Annotated in this window: 20 protein-coding genes; 7 read left to right on the top strand and 13 right to left on the bottom strand. The window is 37.0% G+C overall.

Going from position 1 to position 23179, the window contains the following annotated elements; genetic code table 11:
- Position 1: 1 nt before the first annotated feature.
- The 8 genes from KEM10_RS18015 to KEM10_RS17980 all read right to left on the bottom strand — a co-directional run bounded on the left by KEM10_RS18015 (position 2) and on the right by KEM10_RS17980 (position 5805).
- Positions 2-703: an aromatic aminobenezylarsenical efflux permease ArsG family transporter gene (locus KEM10_RS18015; protein WP_212217571.1), complete on the bottom strand. Its 702-nt coding sequence runs from the start codon at positions 701-703 to the stop codon at positions 2-4.
- A 100-nt stretch (positions 704-803) separates the two neighbouring features.
- On the bottom strand, positions 804-1214 hold the full coding sequence (locus KEM10_RS18010; RefSeq protein ID WP_212217569.1) for a nitrophenyl compound nitroreductase subunit ArsF family protein: 411 nt from the start codon (positions 1212-1214) through the stop codon (positions 804-806).
- Positions 1214-1456 (bottom strand): thioredoxin family protein, encoded by a 243-nt coding sequence (locus tag KEM10_RS18005; protein WP_212217567.1) that lies wholly within the window; start codon positions 1454-1456, stop codon positions 1214-1216. Before KEM10_RS18005 ends, KEM10_RS18010 begins: the two co-directional genes overlap by 1 nt.
- Positions 1457-1528: 72 nt before the next feature.
- Positions 1529-1825 carry an ArsR/SmtB family transcription factor gene (locus tag KEM10_RS18000; RefSeq protein ID WP_212217564.1) on the bottom strand — a complete coding sequence of 99 codons (297 nt, stop codon included), beginning with the start codon at positions 1823-1825 and terminating at the stop codon, positions 1529-1531.
- Positions 1826-1977: 152 nt separating this feature from the next.
- Positions 1978-2571 (bottom strand): indolepyruvate oxidoreductase subunit beta, encoded by a 594-nt coding sequence (locus KEM10_RS17995; protein WP_212217562.1) that lies wholly within the window; start codon positions 2569-2571, stop codon positions 1978-1980.
- A gap of 102 nt (positions 2572-2673) precedes the next feature.
- Positions 2674-4287: a thiamine pyrophosphate-dependent enzyme gene (locus tag KEM10_RS17990; RefSeq protein WP_212217560.1), complete on the bottom strand. Its 1614-nt coding sequence runs from the start codon at positions 4285-4287 to the stop codon at positions 2674-2676.
- Positions 4288-4397: 110 nt separating this feature from the next.
- The gene (locus tag KEM10_RS17985; protein ID WP_212217558.1) at positions 4398-4808 is read right to left on the bottom strand and encodes a secondary thiamine-phosphate synthase enzyme YjbQ; all 411 of its coding nucleotides are present in this window, start codon (positions 4806-4808) and stop codon (positions 4398-4400) included.
- Positions 4809-4851: 43 nt separating this feature from the next.
- Positions 4852-5805 carry an NAD(P)-dependent oxidoreductase gene (locus KEM10_RS17980; protein WP_212217556.1) on the bottom strand — a complete coding sequence of 318 codons (954 nt, stop codon included), beginning with the start codon at positions 5803-5805 and terminating at the stop codon, positions 4852-4854.
- Between the two features lie 183 nt (positions 5806-5988).
- On the opposite strand from KEM10_RS17980, the gene KEM10_RS17975 reads away from it, so the two are divergent.
- A complete protein-coding gene (locus KEM10_RS17975) occupies positions 5989-6591 on the top strand; it encodes a Fic/DOC family protein (protein ID WP_212217554.1) in 603 nt (200 codons plus the stop codon).
- A 135-nt stretch (positions 6592-6726) separates the two neighbouring features.
- Here the strand turns inward: KEM10_RS17975 and KEM10_RS17970 are convergent, their stop codons facing one another.
- A complete protein-coding gene (locus KEM10_RS17970) occupies positions 6727-6921 on the bottom strand; it encodes a hypothetical protein (protein ID WP_212217551.1) in 195 nt (64 codons plus the stop codon).
- Positions 6922-7027: 106 nt separating this feature from the next.
- On the opposite strand from KEM10_RS17970, the gene KEM10_RS17965 reads away from it, so the two are divergent.
- The gene (locus KEM10_RS17965) at positions 7028-9478 is read left to right on the top strand and encodes a TonB-dependent receptor (protein ID WP_212217549.1); all 2451 of its coding nucleotides are present in this window, start codon (positions 7028-7030) and stop codon (positions 9476-9478) included.
- A 271-nt stretch (positions 9479-9749) separates the two neighbouring features.
- On the opposite strand, the gene hydG is transcribed toward KEM10_RS17965, so the two are convergent.
- Entirely contained in the window at positions 9750-11183 is a 1434-nt protein-coding gene (hydG, locus tag KEM10_RS17960; protein ID WP_212217547.1) for a [FeFe] hydrogenase H-cluster radical SAM maturase HydG, read from the bottom strand.
- Between the two features lie 196 nt (positions 11184-11379).
- Between hydG and larE the strand changes: the two genes are divergently transcribed.
- The 5 genes from larE (at position 11380) to KEM10_RS17935 (ending at position 18809) form a co-directional block, all read left to right on the top strand.
- The gene (gene larE / locus KEM10_RS17955) at positions 11380-12201 is read left to right on the top strand and encodes an ATP-dependent sacrificial sulfur transferase LarE (RefSeq protein WP_212217545.1); all 822 of its coding nucleotides are present in this window, start codon (positions 11380-11382) and stop codon (positions 12199-12201) included.
- A 488-nt stretch (positions 12202-12689) separates the two neighbouring features.
- Positions 12690-15569, top strand: coding sequence for a histidine kinase (locus tag KEM10_RS17950; RefSeq protein ID WP_212217543.1), 2880 nt, complete (start codon positions 12690-12692; stop codon positions 15567-15569).
- A gap of 2 nt (positions 15570-15571) precedes the next feature.
- On the top strand, positions 15572-16330 hold the full coding sequence (locus KEM10_RS17945; RefSeq protein ID WP_212217541.1) for a LytR/AlgR family response regulator transcription factor: 759 nt from the start codon (positions 15572-15574) through the stop codon (positions 16328-16330).
- Between the two features lie 425 nt (positions 16331-16755).
- Positions 16756-18147, top strand: coding sequence for a glycoside hydrolase family 28 protein (locus KEM10_RS17940; RefSeq protein ID WP_212217539.1), 1392 nt, complete (start codon positions 16756-16758; stop codon positions 18145-18147).
- A 338-nt stretch (positions 18148-18485) separates the two neighbouring features.
- Positions 18486-18809: a hypothetical protein gene (locus tag KEM10_RS17935; RefSeq protein WP_212217536.1), complete on the top strand. Its 324-nt coding sequence runs from the start codon at positions 18486-18488 to the stop codon at positions 18807-18809.
- Positions 18810-18997: 188 nt separating this feature from the next.
- Here the strand turns inward: KEM10_RS17935 and KEM10_RS17930 are convergent, their stop codons facing one another.
- From KEM10_RS17930 to KEM10_RS17920, 3 genes are all read right to left on the bottom strand, one after another.
- A complete protein-coding gene (locus KEM10_RS17930; RefSeq protein ID WP_212217533.1) occupies positions 18998-19474 on the bottom strand; it encodes an NADH-quinone oxidoreductase subunit NuoE family protein in 477 nt (158 codons plus the stop codon).
- 104 nt (positions 19475-19578) lie between these two features.
- Positions 19579-21345 (bottom strand): NADH-dependent [FeFe] hydrogenase, group A6, encoded by a 1767-nt coding sequence (locus KEM10_RS17925; RefSeq protein ID WP_212217530.1) that lies wholly within the window; start codon positions 21343-21345, stop codon positions 19579-19581.
- A gap of 36 nt (positions 21346-21381) precedes the next feature.
- On the bottom strand, positions 21382-23175 hold the full coding sequence (locus KEM10_RS17920; protein ID WP_212217527.1) for an NADH-quinone oxidoreductase subunit NuoF: 1794 nt from the start codon (positions 23173-23175) through the stop codon (positions 21382-21384).
- Positions 23176-23179 lie beyond the last annotated feature (4 nt).

The following is a 23179-nucleotide window of genomic DNA, read 5'->3' as shown; positions in this document are numbered from 1 at the left end:
CTTAAATCCAGACTGCAATTGTATAATATATTCCTATCCCAACAAAGGTTACCGCCACTACCCGACGAAACCACACTTCAAAAGTTTTAATTTTATTGTATAGAGTACCAACTCCCGAAACCGTGTAAGCCAACAACCAGGCAAAAATCACTACAGGAATTCCGGTGGCAATGGCAAAAACAGGTGGCAATAACATCCCTGCCGAACTTTCAATCGTTAAAGGAATTAGCATCCCAAAAAACAAAACGCCGCTGTATGGGCAGAAAGTAAGAGCAAACAATACTCCCAGCAAAAAAGCATCAGTATAACTATGCTTTTGCTTATTCTGAAACCTTGAAGTCAATCCATTCGCACCCCAAAGTTTAAGGTTAATCACACCCAGCATTACCAACCCAATGATAATAAGTGCCGGTCCCAAAATCTTTTCGCCATATTGCTGAAAAACACCTGCAATCTTGATTTGATCGGCACCAAAAACCAAAATAGCAGCCAACAACGAATAGGAAAAAACACGACCTAAAGTATAAACCAGTCCATTGATAAAAACCTTGTTTCGGTTTTCAATATCCTTACTGATAAAGCCAATGGCTGTAATATTACTTGCCAGAGGACAAGGGCTTATGGCTGTCATCAAACCTAGTAGCAAAGCTGACCAAACTGGAGCCGAACTATTACTATATAATCCACTTAGAAATTCTTCCATGTTATTAGTTTGTTAGTTATTTAGGCAGAAGGCAGTAGTTACTATTGCATAAACTTATCGATTTAACAATAACAACCACTACCTTCACATACACAACCAATTACAACAGTGGATCGATTTTTTCTTTGATCAGTGCTTTCAGTTTATCCGGATTACTGCGAGCATTCATAAAAGCTTCGCTGGTAAGATTTATTTTAGCATCACCAGCAACAATCAGTAACGTCTGTCCCGAAACGCCTAAATCCTTGCCAACTGCTTTACCAGCCTCTTCATCCAAGTTACAGCTTTCGAAACTTACTTTTTCAGCATAATTATCAGCGATGGCTTGTTTGGTAACTTCCTCAACAGCATTACAGGTAGCACATCGGCGGTTAAAATGAAAATAATATACTTCTACTTGACCTGCCTTAGCCACACTTTCTGTTGTATTGCCTTTAGAGCTTCCCGATGAACAACTCACACTTAGTAATAGAAAGGTAAGTGCAGTTGCCAATAAAGTTATATTTTTCATTATTTGCCTTGTTGAGTTAGAATTCCTTTCATCAAATTAATATCAGGTAATTGGCCTGACAAAACCACTTTCCCATCCACTACCAAACCTGGCGTTTGCATAATGCCATACGACATTATTTTTTGAATGTCCTCTACTTTTTCTACGGTAGCCTCTAACTGAAGCTCTTCAACAGCTTGTTTGGTAACGGCTTCTAGTGTCTTACACTTTTTACAACCAGTTCCTAAAACTTTAATTTCCATAGTATTTTTAATTAAGTGTTTAGTTTGTTCGCAGTTCGCAAAACAACGAACTAATATTTCAAAAAATTTTTCCTACAACTTTAAGAACTCACGAAACAGATTCTGAGCTTCTTCCCAATTTTCTTTATTGACGCAATATTTAATCTTAGGAGCTTCTATTTCACCCTGAATTAATCCTGCATCTTTCAGTTCTTTCAAATGCTGCGAAAGAGTTGATTTTGCAATGGGTAATTCCTCGGTTAGATCTCCACTGTAGCAGCAACTTTGTTTCGACAACAATTCAAGAATATACATTCGGATAGGATGCCCCATTGCCTTAGCATAGCGAGCTATCTTTTTTTGCTTCACAGTCAAAACTTCCTTGTACATAGTTGTTCGTTAATTACCGAACAAAGGTAAGGATTGATTTTAAAATGTAGTTTGTTTTATTGATTTTTTTCTTGAAATGATACTTCACTTATAAATGAAGAAGCCGACCGCAATTGCAGGCCGACTTCAGAAGGAGTATTATAATGATGCTTTTAATTCATATGAGCTATAGCTTCTTCGGTAGCCTGTTTTCCAGCTCTAAGGGCTTTTAAATTAACTTCCACTATCTTCTCTCCTTTGCGGTTAAATATTTTCCGAATCCCCTCCTCCAGAGCATCATAAGCAATATCAATAAAAGGGGAAGCAGCACCCAGCATTACAATATTAGAAGCTCGTCGATTACCTACTTCTCCGGCTATTTTATCGGCATCGATAGCAATATGATTGGGCTGATTTTGAATTTCTGCTATCACCTTATCCATATCCGGATACTCTGGAATATTTACAAAAGGAGTTGTATTGGTCACAAGCCATCCTTTCTTTGATAAAAATGGAAGATATCGTAACGATTCCATTGGTTCTACAGACAAAATAATATCCGCTTTGCCCTTAGGAATTAGGTCCGATGCAATAGGTTGTGAACTCAAGCGCAAATGCGATTGCACATCACCACCTCTCTGGCTCATACCATGCACTTCGGCTTGTTTGAGGTAAAGGTTATTATCCACAGCAGCCATACCAATTGTTGCGGCTATCGATAATATCCCTTGTCCGCCTACTCCTGCTAAAACTATATCTGATTTCATGTTTTAATTATCAATGGTTAGTTGTTAATGATTAATTATAAGTCCGAAGTGGCAAGTCCGGTGTACGTTTCCTTCGGACTATCTACTAAGGACTTCGGACTCTTATAATCCAAGCTCTTTCACCTTATGCACCAAACTCTTATTTCTTAAGGTTTGAATACACTGACGACGTGGAATAATTACTGAAACTCCATTATAATCGAGCTCTTCGCGCATTATCTCAACCATTTCATCCAGATTGGCAGCAGTTGGCTTAAAAACTCTGATATGCTCAGGTTCCACACCAATTCCTTTTATAATATTTTCGAGATGACCTAAAGCCTGAGAATCCTGACCACCTGTCATTCCGGTAGTGAAATTATCAGATATAATAACAGTAATGGGTGTTTTCTCACTAACAGCATCCAGCAATCCGGTCATGCCGGAGTGCGTAAATGTTGAATCACCAATCACCGCTACCGAAGGATGCAAACCGGCATCGGCAGCACCTTTGGCCATGGTAATGGATGCTCCCATATCTACACATGAATTGATGGCATTATATGGAGGCAAAGCACCTAACGTATAACAACCAATGTCGGCAAAAACCCTTCCCGGACCATATTCTTCCAATGCGATATTTAAAGCTCTGTATGCATCAATATGTCCACAACCTTTGCACATAGCCGGAGGTCGGGATTTTACCATATCAGGAACAGGCGCTCCTTCTTCAACAGGTAAATTAAATGCTGCTGCAACAATATTTGGGTTGAGTTCACCATCGCGGGGTAATGTACCATCAAGGCGACCATGAATAGGAGTTCCAGCTTCCTGATACCCTTTCAGCAATTCTTCAATCACCGGATATCCATCTTCCAGTACTAATATTTCATCACACTCCTCTATCAGATGATTAATATCACGACGAGGCATTGGATATTGCGATAACTTTAAGACAGGATGATTCAAATCTCTATCCTGAAAATTCTCCATCAAATAATTATAAGCAATACCGCATGCTACAATCCCCAATGATTTATCATGACCATCCATCAACCAATTATAAGGCGATTCGGTTGATACCATCTCTAAATCTGGGCGTGTCGAAAGAAGGTGTTTATAGTTTCGGCGGGCAAAAGCAGGTAATAAAACAAACTGAGTGGGATCTTTAGGCAAAGAGCTTTTATTTTCATCCAACATTGGCTTACGAATCACTCCCGCCCTTGAATGCGCCAGACGTGTTGTTATTCGAATCATTACCGGTAAAGCATACTTCTCCGACAATTCAAAGGCATTATAAGCCATATCGTATGCTTCCTGTTGATTGTGCGGTTCCAGAATCGATATCATAGCAAACTTACCATACACCCGACTATCCTGCTCATTCTGGCTCGAGTGCATCGACGGATCATCCGCCACCACCACCACCAAACCTCCATTAACACCTGTGATAGCAGCATTAATAAAAGCATCAGCTGCCACATTCAATCCCACATGTTTCATACATGTCATGGCTCGTTTACCCGCATAACTCATACCCAAAGCAGTTTCCATGGCCGTTTTTTCATTGGCCGACCATTGGCTATGAATATTTCGTTCGCGGGCAATCTTTGAACCTTGAATATATTCAGTAATTTCGGTTGAAGGCGTACCCGGATATGCGTAAACACCCGATAATCCGGCATCAATCGCACCCTGAGCAATCGCCTCGTCTCCTAATAACAGTAACTTTTGCATTGCGTTGATTTTAGTTTTAATTTATTACCTGATGTAATCCGCTTACTAAGTAATAAAGTTACAACATCAATCACTATGATAAAAATCAACGCTTACAATTTAAAACCAGTTTAAGAATAAATTGTTACCACCAATTTCCGACGTCCTCCATGGTTTCTGAATTCGCAAAGATAGATACCTTGCCAGGTTCCTAAATTCAATCGATGATTGGTAATTGGAATAGTAATAGTAGCTCCCATCAACGAGCTTTTAATGTGAGCCGGCATATCATCTTCACCTTCCAGAACATGCGTATATTCAGGATCTCCTTCGGGCACCAACCCATCAATCACTGTTTCAAAATCATCACGAACTGAATAATCTGCATTTTCATTAAGCGTTAAACCTGCTGATGTGTGCTTAATCAAGATATTCATCATTCCTTTTTCAGGCAGAGAAGGCAATTGCTTTAAAATATCGCTTGTTACCAAATGATAACCACGTTTGTATTCCCTCATTTCAATTTCATACTGATCTATCATGACATAAAGGTTTTATATAGGTTACAATTTATAATCATTTTATTTAATTTACCTTATTAGGAGGCACTTCTCCATTGAAAAAGGCCTTTATATTTTCAGCTACCAATGTCGACATTTCTTTTCGCGTTTCGTGAGTTGCTGTTCCCAAATGAGGCATTAACACCACATTATCCAAAGCCAATAATTCATCCGGCACATTAGGTTCATCTTCATACACATCCAAACCGGCACCAGCAATTATGCCCATCTGTAAAGCTTTAATTAATGCAGATTGGTCAACCACCGGACCCCGTGCTGTATTTATTAAAAACACAGAGGGCTTCATTTGTTTCAATTCATTCTCTCCAATCATATTTTTTGTTTCCGGTGTTAAAGGCATATTTAAAGAGATAACATCGGAAGTTTTTAATAAATTCTGAAGCGATAAATAGGTAGCATTTAATTCGGATTCAGTCTGTTCATCAATCTTATTTCGATTATGATACACAACGTTCATACCCGAAGCAACTGCCCGTCTTGCCAAGGCTTTTCCTATTGCTCCCATGCCAATAATTCCAATTGTTTTCCCCACCAAAGTTGTACTCAGGTTTCGCATCACGCCCCAGGTTACCTTCTTCTCACGCAGCTTCCGATCCATCTCAGCCATTCTTCGGGCAACGGAAATCATTAATCCCAATGCCAGTTCGGCGGTTGGTTCTGTTACCGGATCAGGACTATTGGTAACAACAATCCCTTTAGAAGCAGCATGCTGCATATCAATATTATCATATCCGGCACCAAAATTGGCAATCATCTTTAAGTTTTCAGCTGCATCAATTACTTCATTATCCAGTTTATGTCCATAAACGGTAATTATAGCTTCACAATCCACCACTTTTTCCAGCAATTCTTCTTTACTGAATTTTTCATTTTCTGGATATATTAAGGTCCAATCAAGCAGCACCTTTTGAATTTCTTGTTTAGGTACCGCCAGCATCACAAGTACTTTTTTCTTCATTGCCTTCATTTATTTTGAATAAACTAAAGGTAATAAGTATTCATTAAAAGATAACAGTTGAAAGCAACCCACTTTTTGATTTTGATACCGGTTGAATTAAGAAAGTCTAAAAACTAATCATTTACACTTGCAAATTTCGAATAATGGCTGTAATTTTCTTTTCCTTTCTCAAATAGAACGATTATGGCGGTTATGCATTCGAGATATGATGTGCCTGAAGAAAGGAACTCTCATGAAGTTCTTCCAAACAAACTGGGCATAACCGATCTTAAATCCATTTATAAGGTAGAATTCGAAGGCTTCCTGAAAGCTCAATATATTCTATTGGAGCAGTTGCATACCAGAACTAAATTCGATACAAAATACATACAAAACATTCATCATCTTGCTTTGGCAGATGTGTATGATTTTGCAGGACAATTAAGACATGTAAATATGACCAAGGGAGGATTTCTGTTTCCTACAGCTAAGTTTCTTCCTTCTATATTGCACCAATTTGAAGAAAAAGTACTATTGAATCTTCCTCATATTTATTCCGATAAAGAAGAGTTGATTTATGATATTGCCAAAGTACATGCTGAACTACTGTTCATTCATCCCTTTCGCGAAGCAAACGGCAGAGTGGCAAGAGTTTTAGCCAATCTAATGGCTGTTAAACAAGGATATGATTTTCTGGGATTTTATAAGATTACTCAAAGGCAATTTCAGCAATATATTTTTGCAGTTCAATCGGCTGCAGAAGAAAATTACGAACCCATGTTCAAACTTATCAAATCTATTTTTTGATATTAAGGCCCTTTAATTTATAGACAGAAGCCAAAAATTAAATTTTCCATCATACTATATAGCTGCTATCTTTATTAGGTTATTCTTCAAAAAACACAATTAGCAATAACAAAGCTCCCAACCTATATAAACTTCTTATTTTTTTATATCTGATTTTATTTTATTCTGTTTAAGCTCCTCCTTAACATTAGATATCATTTCATCTAATTCTTCCGGACTAAAATCTATTCCTTCAATTTGAAATGAAGACACAACAGAATCAACTGTTTTATTGAATCTTACATCTTCCTCGTTTAATTCAGGGTGGTTATCCATCACACGCTTCTTCATATACATAAAGTTACAAAAAAACACCCTATTTTCCTTGCATCAAGCAATACTTTTTACCTTTCAACGTTGCTTTTTTTATATGGATTAACTTCCTATTTTTACACCAATGGAAAAACGTCTATTTTTATTACTTATAGTTCTTCAACTATTTGTCAGCCATCATATAATTGCCCAGCAAAATAGAATTGAAATAAAAGGAACAGTTGTTGACTCTTTAGGCTCTCCCGTGGCATTTGCTAATATTGTTATTACCAAAACAAGTGAAGGAACCGTAAGTGATGAAGACGGGAAATTTGCATTTAATACTCAAACTCAACCTCCTTTTGTTTTAAAATGCACCTCAATAGGTTTTATTGAGAAAACTATAGAAATAAATAACCTTGACGCACTTAATAACCTTAAAATCACTCTTGAATCAAAAACCGAGGAAATTGGTCAGGTTGAGGTAGAAGGAAATATTAAAGATCAGTCCTTTACCAAGATAGATCCCAAACTAATCGACCAATTACCCGATGCTGCAGGCGGTGGAATTGAAGGATTAGTAAAAAACCAAATGGGTGTTTCGTCCAATAACGAGTTGAGTTCGCAATACCGGGTGCGTGGCGGTAACTACGACGAAAATCTGGTATATGTAAATGATATTGAGATATATCGCCCTTTCCTTATAAGATCAGGGCAACAGGAAGGATTGAGCTTTGTGAATCCAAAGCTAATATCATCATTAAAATTCTCTCCGGGTGGATTCGAAGCTCAGTACGGCGATAAGATGTCGTCGGTGCTGGATGTGCAATATAAGCAACCCAAAGAACTACAAGGAAGCTTGTCTGCAAGTTTACTGGGTGCTTCCGGTCACATCGAAGGAAGTTCAAAAGACAATAAACTGAGTGCTATTGCAGGTGTTCGCTATAAAACTAACAAATATCTATTAGGAACACTGGATGTAACGGGTGATTACAATCCTACTTTTTTTGATGCCCAAACCTTTCTAACTTACCGGTTAACAGATAAGTTAAAACTGGAAGCTTTAGGGTATTATTCATACAATGCCTACGATTTTATTCCAGTTGACAGAAACACTGTTTTTGGAACCATTAACGAAGCTAAAAACCTGAGAGTTTATTTTGAAGGTCAGGAACACGATATATTTCAGACCGGATTAGGAGCCTTTTCTTTTAAGTACAACCCTGATGCATATAATCAGATTAAGATTACTGCTATGGGTTACCGCACCTACGAAGAAGAAACATATGATATAATGGGGCAATACTGGCTGCAGGATTTGGAAGGATTAGACGGTTCTTCACCTTCAATATCCGATCCGGTTACAAATGTTGGGGTGGGAACCAATATTGAACATGCCCGAAACGACCTTTTGGGAATAATACAAAATGTGGCTGTACAAGGTAAACATCAATTGGATAATCATTTACTATCGTGGGAAGCTAAATATCAGAATGAGCGATTCAAAGATCGTATCAACGAGTGGGAAATGCGCGATTCAGCTGGTTATTCCATTCCTGTTACTGATACTGAGCTGATATTACAATACTCATTAAATGCCAACCTGCATACCAACACCAACAGGGTTACCGGATATTTGCAGGATGAATTTACACTGGAAACCAACAGCGGTATTTTCATTATCAATGCCGGAGTAAGAGCCAGCTTTTGGGACTTCAACAATGAATTTCTACTCAGCCCCCGTTTGAATGCTTTGTATCATCCTTCTGAAAATCCTAAAACACGATACCGTTTTGCCACCGGAATATATTACCAATCGCCTTTTTATCGAGAAATAAGAACTCCGGAAGGTGAACTGAACTATGATATCAAATCGCAAAAATCAGTTCAATTTGTGGCCGGATATGATAAAATATTCGATATAAAAGAACGTAAATTTACTTTTACTACTGAAGCTTATTATAAGCACCTTACAGATATAAATCCTTACCAGATTGATAACGTACGGATACGATATGCAGGTGAGAATAATGCCAAAGGTTATGCCACCGGTATCGATTTTAAAATTAATGGTGAGTTTGTAAAGGGAATTGAATCATGGGCTAACCTATCCATTATGAAAACGGAAGAGGATATTCTGGATGATTCATATATCACCACAGATAAAAATGGAGTTGAGCATGTTGTTTACCCGGGTTACATCCCTCGCCCATCAGACCAAAGAGTTAATTTCTCATTGTTCTTTCAGGACTATCTACCCAACAATCCAACTTTTACTGTAAATCTGAATTTACTATTTGGAACTGGTTTACCATTTGGGCCTCCACAATCAGAGAGATATAAGGCAACCCATCGTATGCCCAGCTACCGACGTGTTGATATTGGTTTCTCAAAGGATTTGATGAATATTTATCACAAGATAACAAGAAGTAAAGCCATTAAAAATGCATTCTTAAGTCTGGAAGTATTCAACTTGTTTAATATCAACAACACCATTTCGTATACTTGGGTGAATGATGTTCATAATCGACAGTATGCGGTTCCTAATTATTTGACATCAAGAAGGATTAATGTAAAGTTGGCAGTAGAGTTTTAGAAGATTGTTTAACTGTTGAGTCGTACATTTGTTAAACTGTAAATTTTCAATTAAACAACTCCACAAATTAACAATTCAACATTATTACAGACAGCCCTCCGGGCTTTAATCCCATCTTAAACATTCATAGCACTTACGTACTATGCTGTTACAGACGTCCCTGCCGGGACTTCAATTATAGTAAGCAATAACTACATAGTCAATTTGCAATAGTCACCTTGTCTGAATCAAGAAATTACTTCGATCTTCGGTCTCCTGTCTTCAGACTAGTTTAGAAATACAAATCCCTCTCTCCTTTTTTGATTCTGTCTAAGCGGTCAACTAGTTTATCTTTAAACTGCTCATCTTCATATGATGCAAGGTTATCCTGAATGAGTTGATATCCTTTTTCTTTAGTTGCTGCCGGGGCATAATCTTCCAGGTATTCGGCCAGAGTAAGCATGGCATTTGGCTGACAAAAACGCTTGATAAACCCTGGCACTGAGAATTCCATAAAATGCTCACCCGTACGGTTTAAACGATAACAAGCGGTGCAAAAAGATGGAATATACCCTTTTCCAACCAAATCGTCCATTATCTCATTCAACGATCGGTTATCTCCAATTTCAAATTGCTCCAAATCAAGATCCTGTTGCTCTTTATGGCTGGTATACCCCTTCATCTCAATATTGGTACCTCCATCTATCTGAGATACTCCAAACTCCATAATCTCATCACGGATATAACCCGGTTCTCGAGCAGTTAGAATCAAACCTGTATAAGGAACAGCCAGGCGCAAAATAGCTACCAAACGAGTGAAATCTTCATCACTGACATCGTATTTCTTATCCACCTCAAAACCAGAAGCTGATTTAATACGTGGGAAAGAGATTGTGTGCGGACCAACATTATATACAGCCTCAAAATGATTAACGTGTCGCAACAAACTCAATACCTCAAAACGCCAGTCGTACAAGCCCAATAAAGCACCGATACCCACATCGTCAATTCCAGCTTCCTGTGCACGATCCAATCCGGCGATTCGCCAGTCGTAGTGCTTTTTAGTTCCTGATTTATGTACCTTTTCATAGGTCTCGCGATGATAAGTCTCCTGAAATATCTGATAGGTTCCAATACCAGCCTCTTTTACGGTTTTGAATCCTTCAATATCCAATGGTGCAGCATTGATATTCACCCTGCGAATTTCACCGTTTTTATTCTTTACGCCATATACAGTTTTTACCGTATCAGCAATAAATTCAGCATTGTATTTCGGATGCTCACCATAAACTAAAATCAATCTTTTATGACCATGATCTTCCAATGCAACCACCTGATCAATCAAATCCTCATTGGTCAGCGTCATGCGCTCCTGATTTTTATTGGAAGTTCGAAATCCACAATAGGTACAATCGTTGATACATAAATTTCCAATATACAAAGGCGCAAACAACACAATACGCTTCCCATACACACGCTCTTTTAATTCACGCGCCGCCGCTTTAATACGATCCACCATTTCAGGCGCTCTGGCATTAACCAAAATGGCCGTCTCTTCCAATGTTAGCCTGTTTTTATCTAACGATCGTTGTATAACCCTTTCGACCTGCTCAATGGTTGGATTTTCATTTTGTTTAATAAAGCTCCAAATCTCATCGCTATCAATGAAATTCTCCATTGCTCTATCAGGAATAGCATATTGTTGCGGATGGTATATAATGGACATGGCGTTGTTTTTTATAGATCAGTTATTCGCCCTTGTTAGCTCTACAAAATTAGGATTATTCTACTAATTCAGGCAACATACTACTTAATTAATAAGGATAAATTTCTTCAATAATTTATACATAAAACAGGAGATTTATCACATCTTTGAACAAACCGCTCCAACAAACCTTATTTCAAAACAAGAGATATTTAATATGATAGACAGATCAATTTCTGAGTTACAAAACTGGTTTTCGAATCATCAACAGATTATGATTGCCCTTTCCGGAGGTGTTGACTCCAGTCTGGTCGCCTACATGGCTCGTTTATTTAAAGACAAAAAAGATGTACTGGCCGTTATTTCGGATTCATCCAGTTTAAAACGAAAAGACCTTCAGGAAGCTATTGAATTCTGTGAGTCGTATGATATCTCTTACCATATTCTTAAATCCGACCCAATAGTGGATAACAATTATGCATCTAACCCTGACAATCGTTGTTATTTCTGCAAAACCTTCCTGTACGAAGCCATGATAAAACTCAGAAATGAGGAATACCCTGAATTTACAATGGTTAATGGTAACAATGCCGATGATAAAGGTGATTATCGTCCGGGTTTGGAAGCTGCCAAAGAAAACAATGCCCTTAGTCCGTTGATGGATTGCAATATCAATAAAGAAACCATCAGAGCAATCGCCCGTCATTACAACCTAAAAATATGGAATAAACCTGCCTCACCTTGCTTGAGCAGCCGTTTTCCTTACGGAACAGCCATTACCATTAACAAACTAAATATGGTGGAAGTTGGTGAAAACCTATTGAACTCATATGGCTTTGCTGATTGCCGGGTTCGATATTATAAAGGAGTTGCCAAACTGGAAGTTCAACCTGAAGAAATGGAAAAATTGATAGCCTTATCAAATAAACTCAAAACAAGTTTTATGGAGTGGGGCTTTACTGATATTGAAATAGACAAAGAAGGTTTGATATCAGGCAAACTAAACCGGGCTTTGGGTTTTAAAGTGGTAAGGGAGTAATTTTATTGTACACTAATTGCAATCATTACCCCATAACATAAGTTTACCCATTGCATTGAGTGTAATCAAATGAGGTAAATATTTGTAGGAGGATTACACCTTTTGATATTGTCTTTTTTATACTTTTCCGTAAGATTTTAATCAAAGTTAAAAATGATGCGCATCTCGTCCTCATGAGATACGCATCTCGTGGGGTATTAGATGCGCATCTGGTATACCTTTAGATATGCATCTCGCGACCTTTAGATGCGTATCTAATTTGAATTTGCTCTTTTATGTCAATTTTATCTTCTTTTTCGGATATACCGTGCTGAAATACCAGTAACATAAATAATCGTAACCCATACATAGAGTCAACCAGTTCTTTTATCCTTGTATTACCAAACTCTAACCTACCTTAACCAAATTCTAGTTTACCTCCAATATAATTCAGTAAAATAGACAGCTTGGTAAGTGATAATTCTAATTATTCATTAATATTGTTACTTATGAAAAACCTAATTCTAAAAACAAGCTTACTTGTTTATTTTCTATCTCTGTTTGTTTGCATACAGGCACAAAATGCTAAACTTCCTCCCTTAAGATTAAAAAAAGGAGATACATTCTCTTATAAATGCAAATACATGAATTTAGATGATGCTAATAATGAGCAAATCTATTGGTTCACCTTTCATGTTAAAGACTTAAAGCAAGAAGTGTATTCAATGGAAATTCAAATAGATCGTCACAAAACAAACAATACATCTAAAAATTTTGACACTCAATATGGTTATTATAATGAGTTTGAATCCCCTTTATTGCGTATTCCTGTTTCATTTCAGATAACTAAAAACAGAAAAATTTCTAACCTACATCTTCCGGAAGATATTGTTCAAAAGCGAAGCAATGATTTTGCAGCAGAAGATTTGCTGAAAAAAATGCAATTGTTAATGTATTATCAGCAGCATGAAATTAAATTACAAAAGTTGATTGAAAATGTTTTTACCTGCTGGAATGTACCAGATGTAAAAACAAGCAATCTGTCCTATCTAAACACCTCACATAAAAACCAATACAAATTAAACTATCAATTTATAGCAGACAGCATTTTGCTTTCTAAAAAAACTGAGGAAACCCCATACGGAAGTCATTTAGAAAAAGAAGATATAAAAGGGACATTAACCTTGATTCATAAAACAGGCCTGCCTTCAGAAACATCATACCGTCTTTCGTCAACATACAAAGTAGTTTCCGATTCATATAAATTGGATCAGGCTGTTACAATACAACCTTATGCACCCCATAAAACTGTTACGCTAATAGCAAATGTTTCTGATGATTATAAAGGGAACGAATTGAATGCTTATCTGATTAATAACTATTTTATTGAGCGAGACATTTTTAAATGGAGAATTGACCTAAAAAAGGGAAAAACCTATTCAACCACTCAAGACTTGTCGCGCCCCATAGCCCTTAATATGGTTCTAAAAGACGGCCCTGTTAGTAATTCATCTTTTTGTAATCTATTGTTAGAACCGGGAGATAGCATTAGCATAAACATCAATAACGATAGTATCTATTTTACAGGAAAAGGTGCATTAAAAAACAAACTGAAGAATTACCTAATAAAACACGACCTCAACATCAGTAAGGAATGGGATGAACATAAAACAAAACAATTATGTGAGGTAAAAACCAACGAACAACTTGCCTATATTGATAAATTTGAAGGGCAAATTAGCGAATGGGCACATCAACATTTAGAAGCAGATATATATTATGGTAACCTAAATCATCTAATACATTATTACTACTACCACAATCAAGGCAATGTAAACCCTGCCTCTTTTGAAATTTTATTTAATGATGTAGATTTAACAATACACTCTTGTATCACTTCTTTTTACAATCGAACAGTTGTTAAAGATTATATATATAGAAAAGCCTTGATTATGAAAGGGTATTATCAAAACAGAACCCTACATGAACAAGAGAAATTCTATCTGGCTGAGATGCTACTATCAAGAGAAGCTAAATATCTGGCTCAAACCGATATTGTTTGGCAAGCCCTTAAAAGCAACGATACCCAAATTGGTAATCACCTTTTTCAGGAATATAAAAAGCAATATTGGCAATCGGAGTTTTATACCCTTTTAAATGATTTATATGCTAACCGGGTTAATTTGGGGGCCAACCAAAAATTGCCAGAAGTAACTTTTACTACAATCGATGGAAAGCATTTATCAACCAATGATCTAAAAGGAAAATATATACAATTACTATTCATAAATATTGAATATGAAGACGAGCAGAAAACCCTGGAAGCTTATCAAAAGCTAAAAGCTGAGATGGATGATAAGCAATTTGAGCTAATTACTGTATTTGTAACACCCGATGAAGAAAAGATTAAAGAATACATTAAAGAACACCAACCCAAAGGTATTTTAGTTTCTAATCCCGATTGGAGCATTGATGAACTAAACCAATTTAAGATGGAATATGGCTTACCTTATTTCCTAGTTAATCCAGATGGTATTATAATATTTAGTGGAGCCATTGATGATAGTGGTCTGGATCACTTCTTAAATGAAGTAAAGAAAATCATTCAACAAACCGACTTCTCAGCCTACGAAGCATCTATTTCTAAAAGAACACTGTATAGTGTTCTTTTGGTGGCTTTGTTGGTTTTTGCAATTATTGTAGTTGCTAGCATTGCAATTACGCGTAATATCAAACGTAAAGAAGCTATGCAAAGACAAAAGCTGGAATGGCAAATAAGTGCTGTGCGTTCGCAATTGAATCCTCACTTTTTATTTAATGCTATGAACTCCATCCAGTTCTTGGTGAATCATAACGAAAACAAGAAGGCCAACTTATTTTTATCCAGCTTTGCTAAGTTAATGCGTAAGGTATTGTATCAGGCCGAGGAAGAATTTACTTCACTGGAGAATGAACTGGATACCATTCAAAAATATCTGGAGCTCGAACACCTTCGACATAAATTCACCTTCCATATTGAGATTGATCCGGCTATTGACCTTTATAATACCGAAATTCCTGTGATGCTGATTCAGCCCTTTGTCGAAAATGCAATTTTGCATGGCATTGCCGAATTAAAAGAATTGGGAAGAATCGATGTTTCCATTACTAAGATCAATCAAAATCAATTAAGGATTTGTATTAGCGATAATGGAGTCGGCTTATCTGATAAAGTCAATCAATCATCAACTCAATCAAACGGAAAAGGAATGTATTTAACACAAAAAAGAATGGATTTGATAATGCAGAAATACCGGAAGGAAATTACTTTTGAAGTGAATGACCGCAAGCAACAGGATTCATCAACCAACGGTACATTGGTGAATATAAACATCGAAACTGAAGCATAAGAATGAAAACCATACGAGCCCTTATTATCGACGACGAAGAAAACAACATTGCTAATCTGCAAGACTTACTGCAGAACTACTGCCCCGAAGTAGAAATATGCGATACGGCACAAAGTGCGGCCGATGGTATTGCTAAAATTAAAGCTACGCAACCCGATTTAGTATTTCTTGATGTTCAGATGCCCGGAGGAACCGGATTCGATATGCTAGAAGCCCTCTCTCCCATTACCTTTCAGGTTATTTTTGTAACCGCCTTTGATCAATATGCCATACGTGCCATCCGCTTTTGTGCGATCGACTATTTAATGAAGCCGGTTGACATCCTTGACCTTCAACAAGCCGTGCAACGAGCTATCCGAAACCTACAGGAATCAACATCCAAACAAGCCCCCCAGCAATTGATCGAAAACCGCCAACAAGAAGCGGAAAAACTTAAAATAGGGTTACCTACCGCCGAACGTATTCTGTTTGTTGAATTGCACGAAATAGTGCGATGTGTTGGTGAAAGCAATTACACCCATGTTCATCTTACTGACGGAAAAAGCATTTTAATCTCAAAAACCTTAAAAGAGTTTGACGAGTTATTATGTGATAAAGGATTTGTGCGAACTCATCAATCGCATCTGGTTAACTTGAAATACATTCGCTCGTTTGAGAAAAATGACGGGGGTTACCTCAAAATGAATAACGGCACTTCCGTTCCTGTCTCTCGCCAGCGAAAAAGTACTGTGATGGATTTATTTAACAGGATACTCAATTAGTATCTTTATCATTATTCGCAACTAACTGAGAAAATAACCCATTATTCTCTGACTTTAACCAAACAATCTGTAGCGCTGCATCCAGAAAGTCAATATGTTTAATTACCCAATACTTTATTGAAAAGAAAACCGATTGCTTTTTAATACAATCCTTTAACAGCAGCGGTAGAAAGTTGTTTCACAGTTAAATGACAACATATATTTCACTCAATACTTGCCACTTATTTTATCGAGCAATAAACTAAGATGAGATATCAAGTTTGAAATGATAATGAAGCCATTAAGAAACAATCTTAATGAAGTTAATATGAGTAAATATTTTATTGGAATTGTATTTAGTTTAATAAACACTAGAAGTTCATAATAAAATCAACAAGACCTTTTTTTAAAGAAAGGCAAGACGTCAAAATAAAATTATTTTCCTAATGAAATTAGCTTCAAAAATTAAGTTAGTTACTTCTATTGGTTTTCTTCTTTTATTAATGAGCAACTGTGGAATACTTGAAAAAAGTAATACCAAACAAGTTGAAAATAACAAATTAAAAATCATTAATAGAATAAAATTACCAAATATTGGAAGCACAACTTTTAATTTAGCAGATTATAATGCGGTTAGTGATGGCCTAACAGATTGTAAGCCTATTATTGACTCTTTAATAAAAGTATTAAGTTCCCGAGCTGGAGGCAAACTCATTATTCCTAAAGGAGTTTTCTTTTGTAAAGGCCCTATTAAAATGGAAAGTCATATTAATCTTCATCTAGAGGACGGAGCAACCTTACTTTTTAGTCAAAATTCAAAAGACTATCTGCCACTACAATTAGTTCGTTGGGAAGGAGTTGAAGTTTATAATTATTCTCCCTATATCTATGCCAAAGATAAAATTGATATTGCTATTACAGGAAAAGGAACGTTAAATGGAAATGCCGAAGGTGGAATTGCTACATGGAGGCCCTTACAAAAAGAAGCACAAAACACACTCAGAAAAATGGGTAAAGAACAAATTCCTGTACAAGAGCGAGAATTTGGTGAAGGGCACTATTTAAGACCTTCTTTTATTCAGTTTTTTAATTGCCAAAACATACTAATTAGCGATATAACAATTGAAAATGTGCCATTTTGGGTTGTTCACCCAACATATTGTAAAAACATAACAATCAGAAATATAAACATAAACAGTTCAAAAATAAACAATGACGGAATTGACATGGATTCATGCGAAGATGCTCTTATAGAGAACTGTGTATTTATAAACTCCGGAGATGATGCTATTGCAATAAAATCAGGAAGGGACAATGATGCATGGAGAGTAAACCGCCCTTCAAAAAATATTGTAGTACGAAACTGCATTGCTGAAAAAGTATTGCACGGCATTGCATTTGGCAGTGAAATGTCTGGAGGAATTGAGAGTATCTATGTTGAAAATATTGCATTAAAGCATGTAAGAGGTAAAGCAATTCAGTTTAAGTCAAATAAAGACCGGGGTGGTTATATTCGCAATATATTCATTGATGGTGTTTACATTGATACTACTCGTATAGCATTGTATTTTACCAATGATTATCATAGTTATGCCGGGGGAAATTCCCCTGCTGATTATCATCACATAACTATAAAAAACCTTATTTGCAATTATGCTACCGATAATTCATTAAACATTAAAGGATTGGATGAACAACCAATTCATGATGTTTTTCTTGAGAACTTTTTAGTACTAAAAGAAAATTTAAAATCTAAGATTAATAATGTAAAAGATTTTAATTGCAAAAATGTAATTATCAGTGGAGAAGCATTAGAAAGTATTGTCAAAAAGCAATAAAACTCAAACTATAATTTTATAACCAAAACAGTCTTGATTATAAAAATGGCAGAAGTTGTAGCCTCATTAAGTATTATTAGAGTATGATAATGCAGAAAAAAGGAACCTCCAACTTCTCTCATATATGCTAATATATGCAAGTCAAAACACTAAACAACATGATACATTTAATCTGGTCAAGTATCAATTTGATAATTCTTTTATACTTTTTTTATTTGATAATTTGTTTTATTACCAAGGGTAAGAAATTCTTTAATACCCAAAGTAAAATATTTTCAATTATTTTAATAATCGTTGGTATTTTTAAAATCATATCTACAAGTATATCAGATAAATCCATGAACCAAATTGTTTTCATCTATGAACGAGACTCCATTTGTAATGTAGAAACAAAGTCACTAAAACTTGAAGACCATCTAACTCTTGATATAGAAATGTTCGCTACTTTTTGTAGAGATCAAAATAACATAAAAGCAATTGATTCATATAGTGAAATCTCTGGATTTGTAACTGGTTTTGATTGGAAATATAAATCTGCTGAAATTTATAAAAACAATACAAGTGGCAAAATAGAATTTAATGTTAACGGCTTATTGAAATGGAATATTTTTGGAATTACTATATATAATCAATCAAAGACTTTTAAGGGCTCCTTTAACTAATATCTGCGTACAATATTAGAATTAGAGCATAACTACATTAATATATTCATTACCAAACACAAAAAACCGCTCCCAAGGTAAGAAAGCGGCTTTTCTCTTCTATTTTTAACAGTCTTATTTTATCTAATAATCGACAAATAGGAACATTAGTAATCGTGTAATCAAAACTACTGACCAATAACTAACGATTACAAGTATTCTTCAATAATTCCTTTTACATCCTCTGGAGCAACACGTCCGTAAACGCGCTCACCAACCGTCACCACTGGTGCCAATCCACAGGCACCAACACAACGCAAGCAACTGATCGAGAATTTACCATCATCGGTAGTTTCACCAACTTTTACATCCAGGTGTTTTTTAAACTCATCCAATACCTTTTCGGCACCACGCACATAACAAGCAGTTCCCATACAAATGGAAATAGGATGCTTTCCTTTAGGTATCATCGAAAAGAACGAATAGAACGTAACCACACCATAAACATGAGCTACTGATACGTTCAGCTCATTAGCCACCAATTCCTGAACTTCGGCAGGCAGGTAACCAAACATTTCCTGTGCTGCATGAAGTACATTAATAAGTTCTCCTCCATCATTATCGAACTTTTTACATACTTCCTTTAGTTCATCAACTTTTGCAGCGGGTAATTTTATATTTGCCATTTTTGTTTTTTTAGTAGTGAGTAGTCAGTAGTGAGTAGTCAGTAGTGAGTACAATTGTCTTTGCAATATATACTCATTACTACGTACTCAATACTTTGTACTAATCAGATTTCAACCTTCTTTTTTTTATCGTAATAATGCGTATGCAGTAACTCATGCGATTTATGTCCACAAGGCTCACCTAAGAACTCAGCATACAATTTTTGTATAAACGGATTCTCATGTGACTTACGCAAGGTCTTTCCTTTATCCTCTTCATAAATAGCTTTCTGACGTTTTTTCAGAATTTCCATATTACCGTGATGATATGGCTGACCACCACCACCAATACATCCACCTGGGCAAGCCATTATTTCAATAGCATGAAATTGTGATTTACCTGCCTTGATGTCTTCAAGCAGTTTGCGAGCATTACCCAAACCATGTGCTATTCCAATATTGATTGGAAGACCATCAAAATCAATCGTTGCAGAACGAATACCTTCCATACCGCGCAACTCTTCAAAATCAAGGCGTTCCAATGGCTTTTTAGTATGCACCTCATAGGCAGTACGAACAGCAGCTTCGATCACACCACCCGTTGTACCAAAAATAACCGCAGCGCCGGTTGATTCACCCAGTGGATTGTCAAAATCATCTTCTTCTAAGGCCTCAAAATTAAGGTTGGCATTGCGAATCATTTGTGCCAACTCTCTTGTTGAGATAGAAATATTCACATCCGGATCGCCATCAACAGCAAACTCATCGCGCGAACACTCATATTTCTTAGCCAGACACGGCATTACCGAAACCACCACTACATCTTCACGTTTTTCCTTTAACTGATCAGCAAAATACGTTTTAGCAATAGCACCAAACATCTGTTGAGGTGATTTAGCCGTTGAAGGTATATCAATCATTTCAGGGAACTGGTGCTCGAAGAAATTCACCCAGCCCGGACAGCATGATGTAAGGATAGGTAATTTCACTTCTTTATCTCCAGCCAGATGCTTACTTAAACGGTCTAATAATTCAGTACCTTCTTCCATAATGGTAAGATCGGCAGCAAAATCGGTATCAAACACATAGTCGAACCCAAGCTTACGCAATGCTGAAACCATTTTACCAGTAACCAAAGTGCCAGCTTCCATTCCAAACTCTTCACCTAAAGCAGCTCTAACAGCTGGCGCAGTCTGAACTATCACTTTTTTCTTAGGATTTACAATGGCGTCCATCACTTTCGATGAACTATCGCGCTCGGTTAAAGCACCGGTAGGACAAACTGCTACACACTGACCGCAGAAAGTACAAGTTGAGTGATCGAGATCCATCTCGAAGGCTGGTGCCACAACCGATTCAAATCCTCGATTAATTGCTGACAACACACCTACAGTCTGCACTTCATTACAGGCTGTTTCGCAACGACGACACATTATACATTTATCCATGTCGCGAATAATAGCAGGAGACTCATCACCTTTGTAAGTACTTTTAGCACCGGTATATTTAATCTCACGAATACCCAAATTCTGAGCCAAACTCTGCAATTCACAATCACCCGACTTAGCGCATACCAAACAATCAAATGGGTGATCAGAAAGTATCAATTCCATTACGGTACGACGAGCATTTACCACTCTCACCGAGTGAGTATTCACCATCATACCCTCGGTACATTCGGTTTTACATGCCGGAGCCAGATTACGACGTCCTTCGACCTCTACAACACACACACGACATCCTCCGGGCTTATTCTCAAAATTGGTGTCTTCCAGCTTCATATGACAAAGCGTAGGCACATCCACCCCTATTGTCTTTGCCGCTTCTAAGATGGTAGTGCCTTTCTCAACAACTACCTTTTTATTATCTATGGTTAATTGAACGATATCCATTTCTTATCTTTTTCTGTTCAAAACTAATTGTGTAAATTATTGGATGCTAATAGCTCCAAACTTACATTTCTCAAAACACGCTCCACATTTAATACATGTTGTAGGGTTGATAACATGAGGTGCTTTTTTATCACCTGTAATTGCATCAACCGGACAAACACGAGAACACAATGTACAGCCCACACATTTTTCTTCGCTGATTATGTATTGCATCAACGATTTACACTGTCCGGCCGGACACTTATCTTCTTTAACGTGTGCCATGTATTCATCCCAGAAATTTTCCATGGTAGATAAAACCGGATTAGGAGAAGTCTGCCCCAAACCGCAAAGCGATGTATCTTTAATTACATTACTCAGGTTACGCAAATTACTTAAATCTTCTTCGGTTCCTTTGCCTTCTGTTATCTTATGAAGCATTTCATACAAACGCTTGTTACCGATTCTACAAGGAGCACATTTACCACATGACTCTTCCACTGTAAAATCGAGATAGAACTTAGCCATAGACACCATACAATCGTCTTCATCCATTACAATCATACCACCAGACCCCATCATAGATCCGCTGGCAATCAGGTTATCATAGTCGATTGGAATATCCAGATGCTTTTCTGTTAAACATCCGCCTGACGGTCCACCAGTTTGAACAGCTTTAAATTTTTTACCGTCTTTAATACCTCCGCCAATATCAAAAATTACTTCGCGAAGAGTAGTACCCATAGGTACTTCAATCAGTCCCACATTATTAACCTTACCGGCTAAAGCAAATACTTTAGTTCCTTTACTTTTTTCGGTTCCAATGCTGCTGAACCACTTGGCACCTTTCATTAAAATAACCGGAATATTGGCATAGGTTTCCACGTTATTTACATTGGTAGGCTTTCCTTTGTATCCACTTTCCGAAGGGAATGGAGGTTTAACCGTTGGTTCGCCTCGTAAACCTTCCATCGAGTGTATCAATGATGTTTCTTCACCACATACAAAAGCACCAGCTCCATAGCGTAACTCAACATCAAAATCAAACCCAGTACCAAATATATCTTTACCTAGCAGACCATATTCACGAGCCTGCTGAATAGCAATCTTCAATCGTGAAATTGCCAATGGGTATTCGGCACGTATATAAATTAATCCTTGATTGGCACCTGTACAATATCCATTGATAGCCATAGCTTCAAGAACTGAATGAGGATCACCTTCAAGAATAGACCGGTCCATAAAAGCACCCGGATCACCTTCATCAGCATTACAAACCACATATTTCTGGTCAGATTCTACCTTTCGGGTAATATCCCACTTTAAGCCGGTAGGGAATCCTCCTCCACCACGACCACGTAATCCTGAATCAATAATGATTCTGATAACCTCTTCAGGCTTCATCTCAGTAATAGCCATACCTAACGATGCGTATCCATCACGAGCTATGTATTCATCAATATTTTCGGGGTTGATAAAACCACAGTTTCGTAATGCAATTCGAATCTGCTTTTTATAAAAACCCATATTTTTCGACTCCGATACGTGTTTCTTCGTTTCCGGATCGGTGTATAATAATCTTTCTACCTGCCGACCTTTTACCAAGTGCTCTTTCACTATCTCCTCGGCATCATCAGGACTAACCTGTACGTAAAACGTATTGTCGGGAACCATTTTTACTACAGGACCTTTCTCGCAGAATCCGAAACATCCTGTTCTCACCACCTGAACTTCCTGTTCGAGGCCATTTTCCTCGATGACACGATTCAGATTGTATACAATCTCTTCTCCTTGTGAGGCGCGGCATCCTGTACCACCACACACAAGAACATGATTTTTATATTTTGCCATAACG

Source organism: Carboxylicivirga linearis, from assembly GCF_018271995.1.
In the GTDB taxonomy this organism is placed as follows: Bacteria; Bacteroidota; Bacteroidia; order Bacteroidales; family Marinilabiliaceae; genus Carboxylicivirga; species Carboxylicivirga linearis.
The sequence above is the reverse complement of the archived record's forward strand: the minus strand, read 5'-3'. Positions and strand labels throughout refer to the sequence as shown.

Coding starts and splice junctions, on each gene's coding strand:
- KEM10_RS17990 (WP_212217560.1), bottom strand. CDS start 4,287: ATGCAAAAGTTACTGTTATTAGGAGACGAGGCGATTGCTCAGGGTGCG.
- KEM10_RS18000 (WP_212217564.1), bottom strand. CDS start 1,825: ATGTACAAGGAAGTTTTGACTGTGAAGCAAAAAAAGATAGCTCGCTAT.
- KEM10_RS17920 (WP_212217527.1), bottom strand. CDS start 23,175: ATGGCAAAATATAAAAATCATGTTCTTGTGTGTGGTGGTACAGGATGC.
- KEM10_RS17965 (WP_212217549.1), top strand. CDS start 7,028: ATGGAAAAACGTCTATTTTTATTACTTATAGTTCTTCAACTATTTGTC.
- KEM10_RS17945 (WP_212217541.1), top strand. CDS start 15,572: ATGAAAACCATACGAGCCCTTATTATCGACGACGAAGAAAACAACATT.
- KEM10_RS17925 (WP_212217530.1), bottom strand. CDS start 21,345: ATGGATATCGTTCAATTAACCATAGATAATAAAAAGGTAGTTGTTGAG.
- KEM10_RS17930 (WP_212217533.1), bottom strand. CDS start 19,474: ATGGCAAATATAAAATTACCCGCTGCAAAAGTTGATGAACTAAAGGAA.
- KEM10_RS17940 (WP_212217539.1), top strand. CDS start 16,756: ATGAAATTAGCTTCAAAAATTAAGTTAGTTACTTCTATTGGTTTTCTT.
- KEM10_RS18015 (WP_212217571.1), bottom strand. CDS start 703: ATGGAAGAATTTCTAAGTGGATTATATAGTAATAGTTCGGCTCCAGTT.
- KEM10_RS17980 (WP_212217556.1), bottom strand. CDS start 5,805: ATGAAGAAAAAAGTACTTGTGATGCTGGCGGTACCTAAACAAGAAATT.
- KEM10_RS17975 (WP_212217554.1), top strand. CDS start 5,989: ATGGCGGTTATGCATTCGAGATATGATGTGCCTGAAGAAAGGAACTCT.
- KEM10_RS17985 (WP_212217558.1), bottom strand. CDS start 4,808: ATGATAGATCAGTATGAAATTGAAATGAGGGAATACAAACGTGGTTAT.
- KEM10_RS18010 (WP_212217569.1), bottom strand. CDS start 1,214: ATGAAAAATATAACTTTATTGGCAACTGCACTTACCTTTCTATTACTA.
- hydG (WP_212217547.1), bottom strand. CDS start 11,183: ATGTCCATTATATACCATCCGCAACAATATGCTATTCCTGATAGAGCA.
- KEM10_RS18005 (WP_212217567.1), bottom strand. CDS start 1,456: ATGGAAATTAAAGTTTTAGGAACTGGTTGTAAAAAGTGTAAGACACTA.
- KEM10_RS17950 (WP_212217543.1), top strand. CDS start 12,690: ATGAAAAACCTAATTCTAAAAACAAGCTTACTTGTTTATTTTCTATCT.
- larE (WP_212217545.1), top strand. CDS start 11,380: ATGATAGACAGATCAATTTCTGAGTTACAAAACTGGTTTTCGAATCAT.
- KEM10_RS17995 (WP_212217562.1), bottom strand. CDS start 2,571: ATGAAATCAGATATAGTTTTAGCAGGAGTAGGCGGACAAGGGATATTA.
- KEM10_RS17970 (WP_212217551.1), bottom strand. CDS start 6,921: ATGAAGAAGCGTGTGATGGATAACCACCCTGAATTAAACGAGGAAGAT.
- KEM10_RS17935 (WP_212217536.1), top strand. CDS start 18,486: ATGAACCAAATTGTTTTCATCTATGAACGAGACTCCATTTGTAATGTA.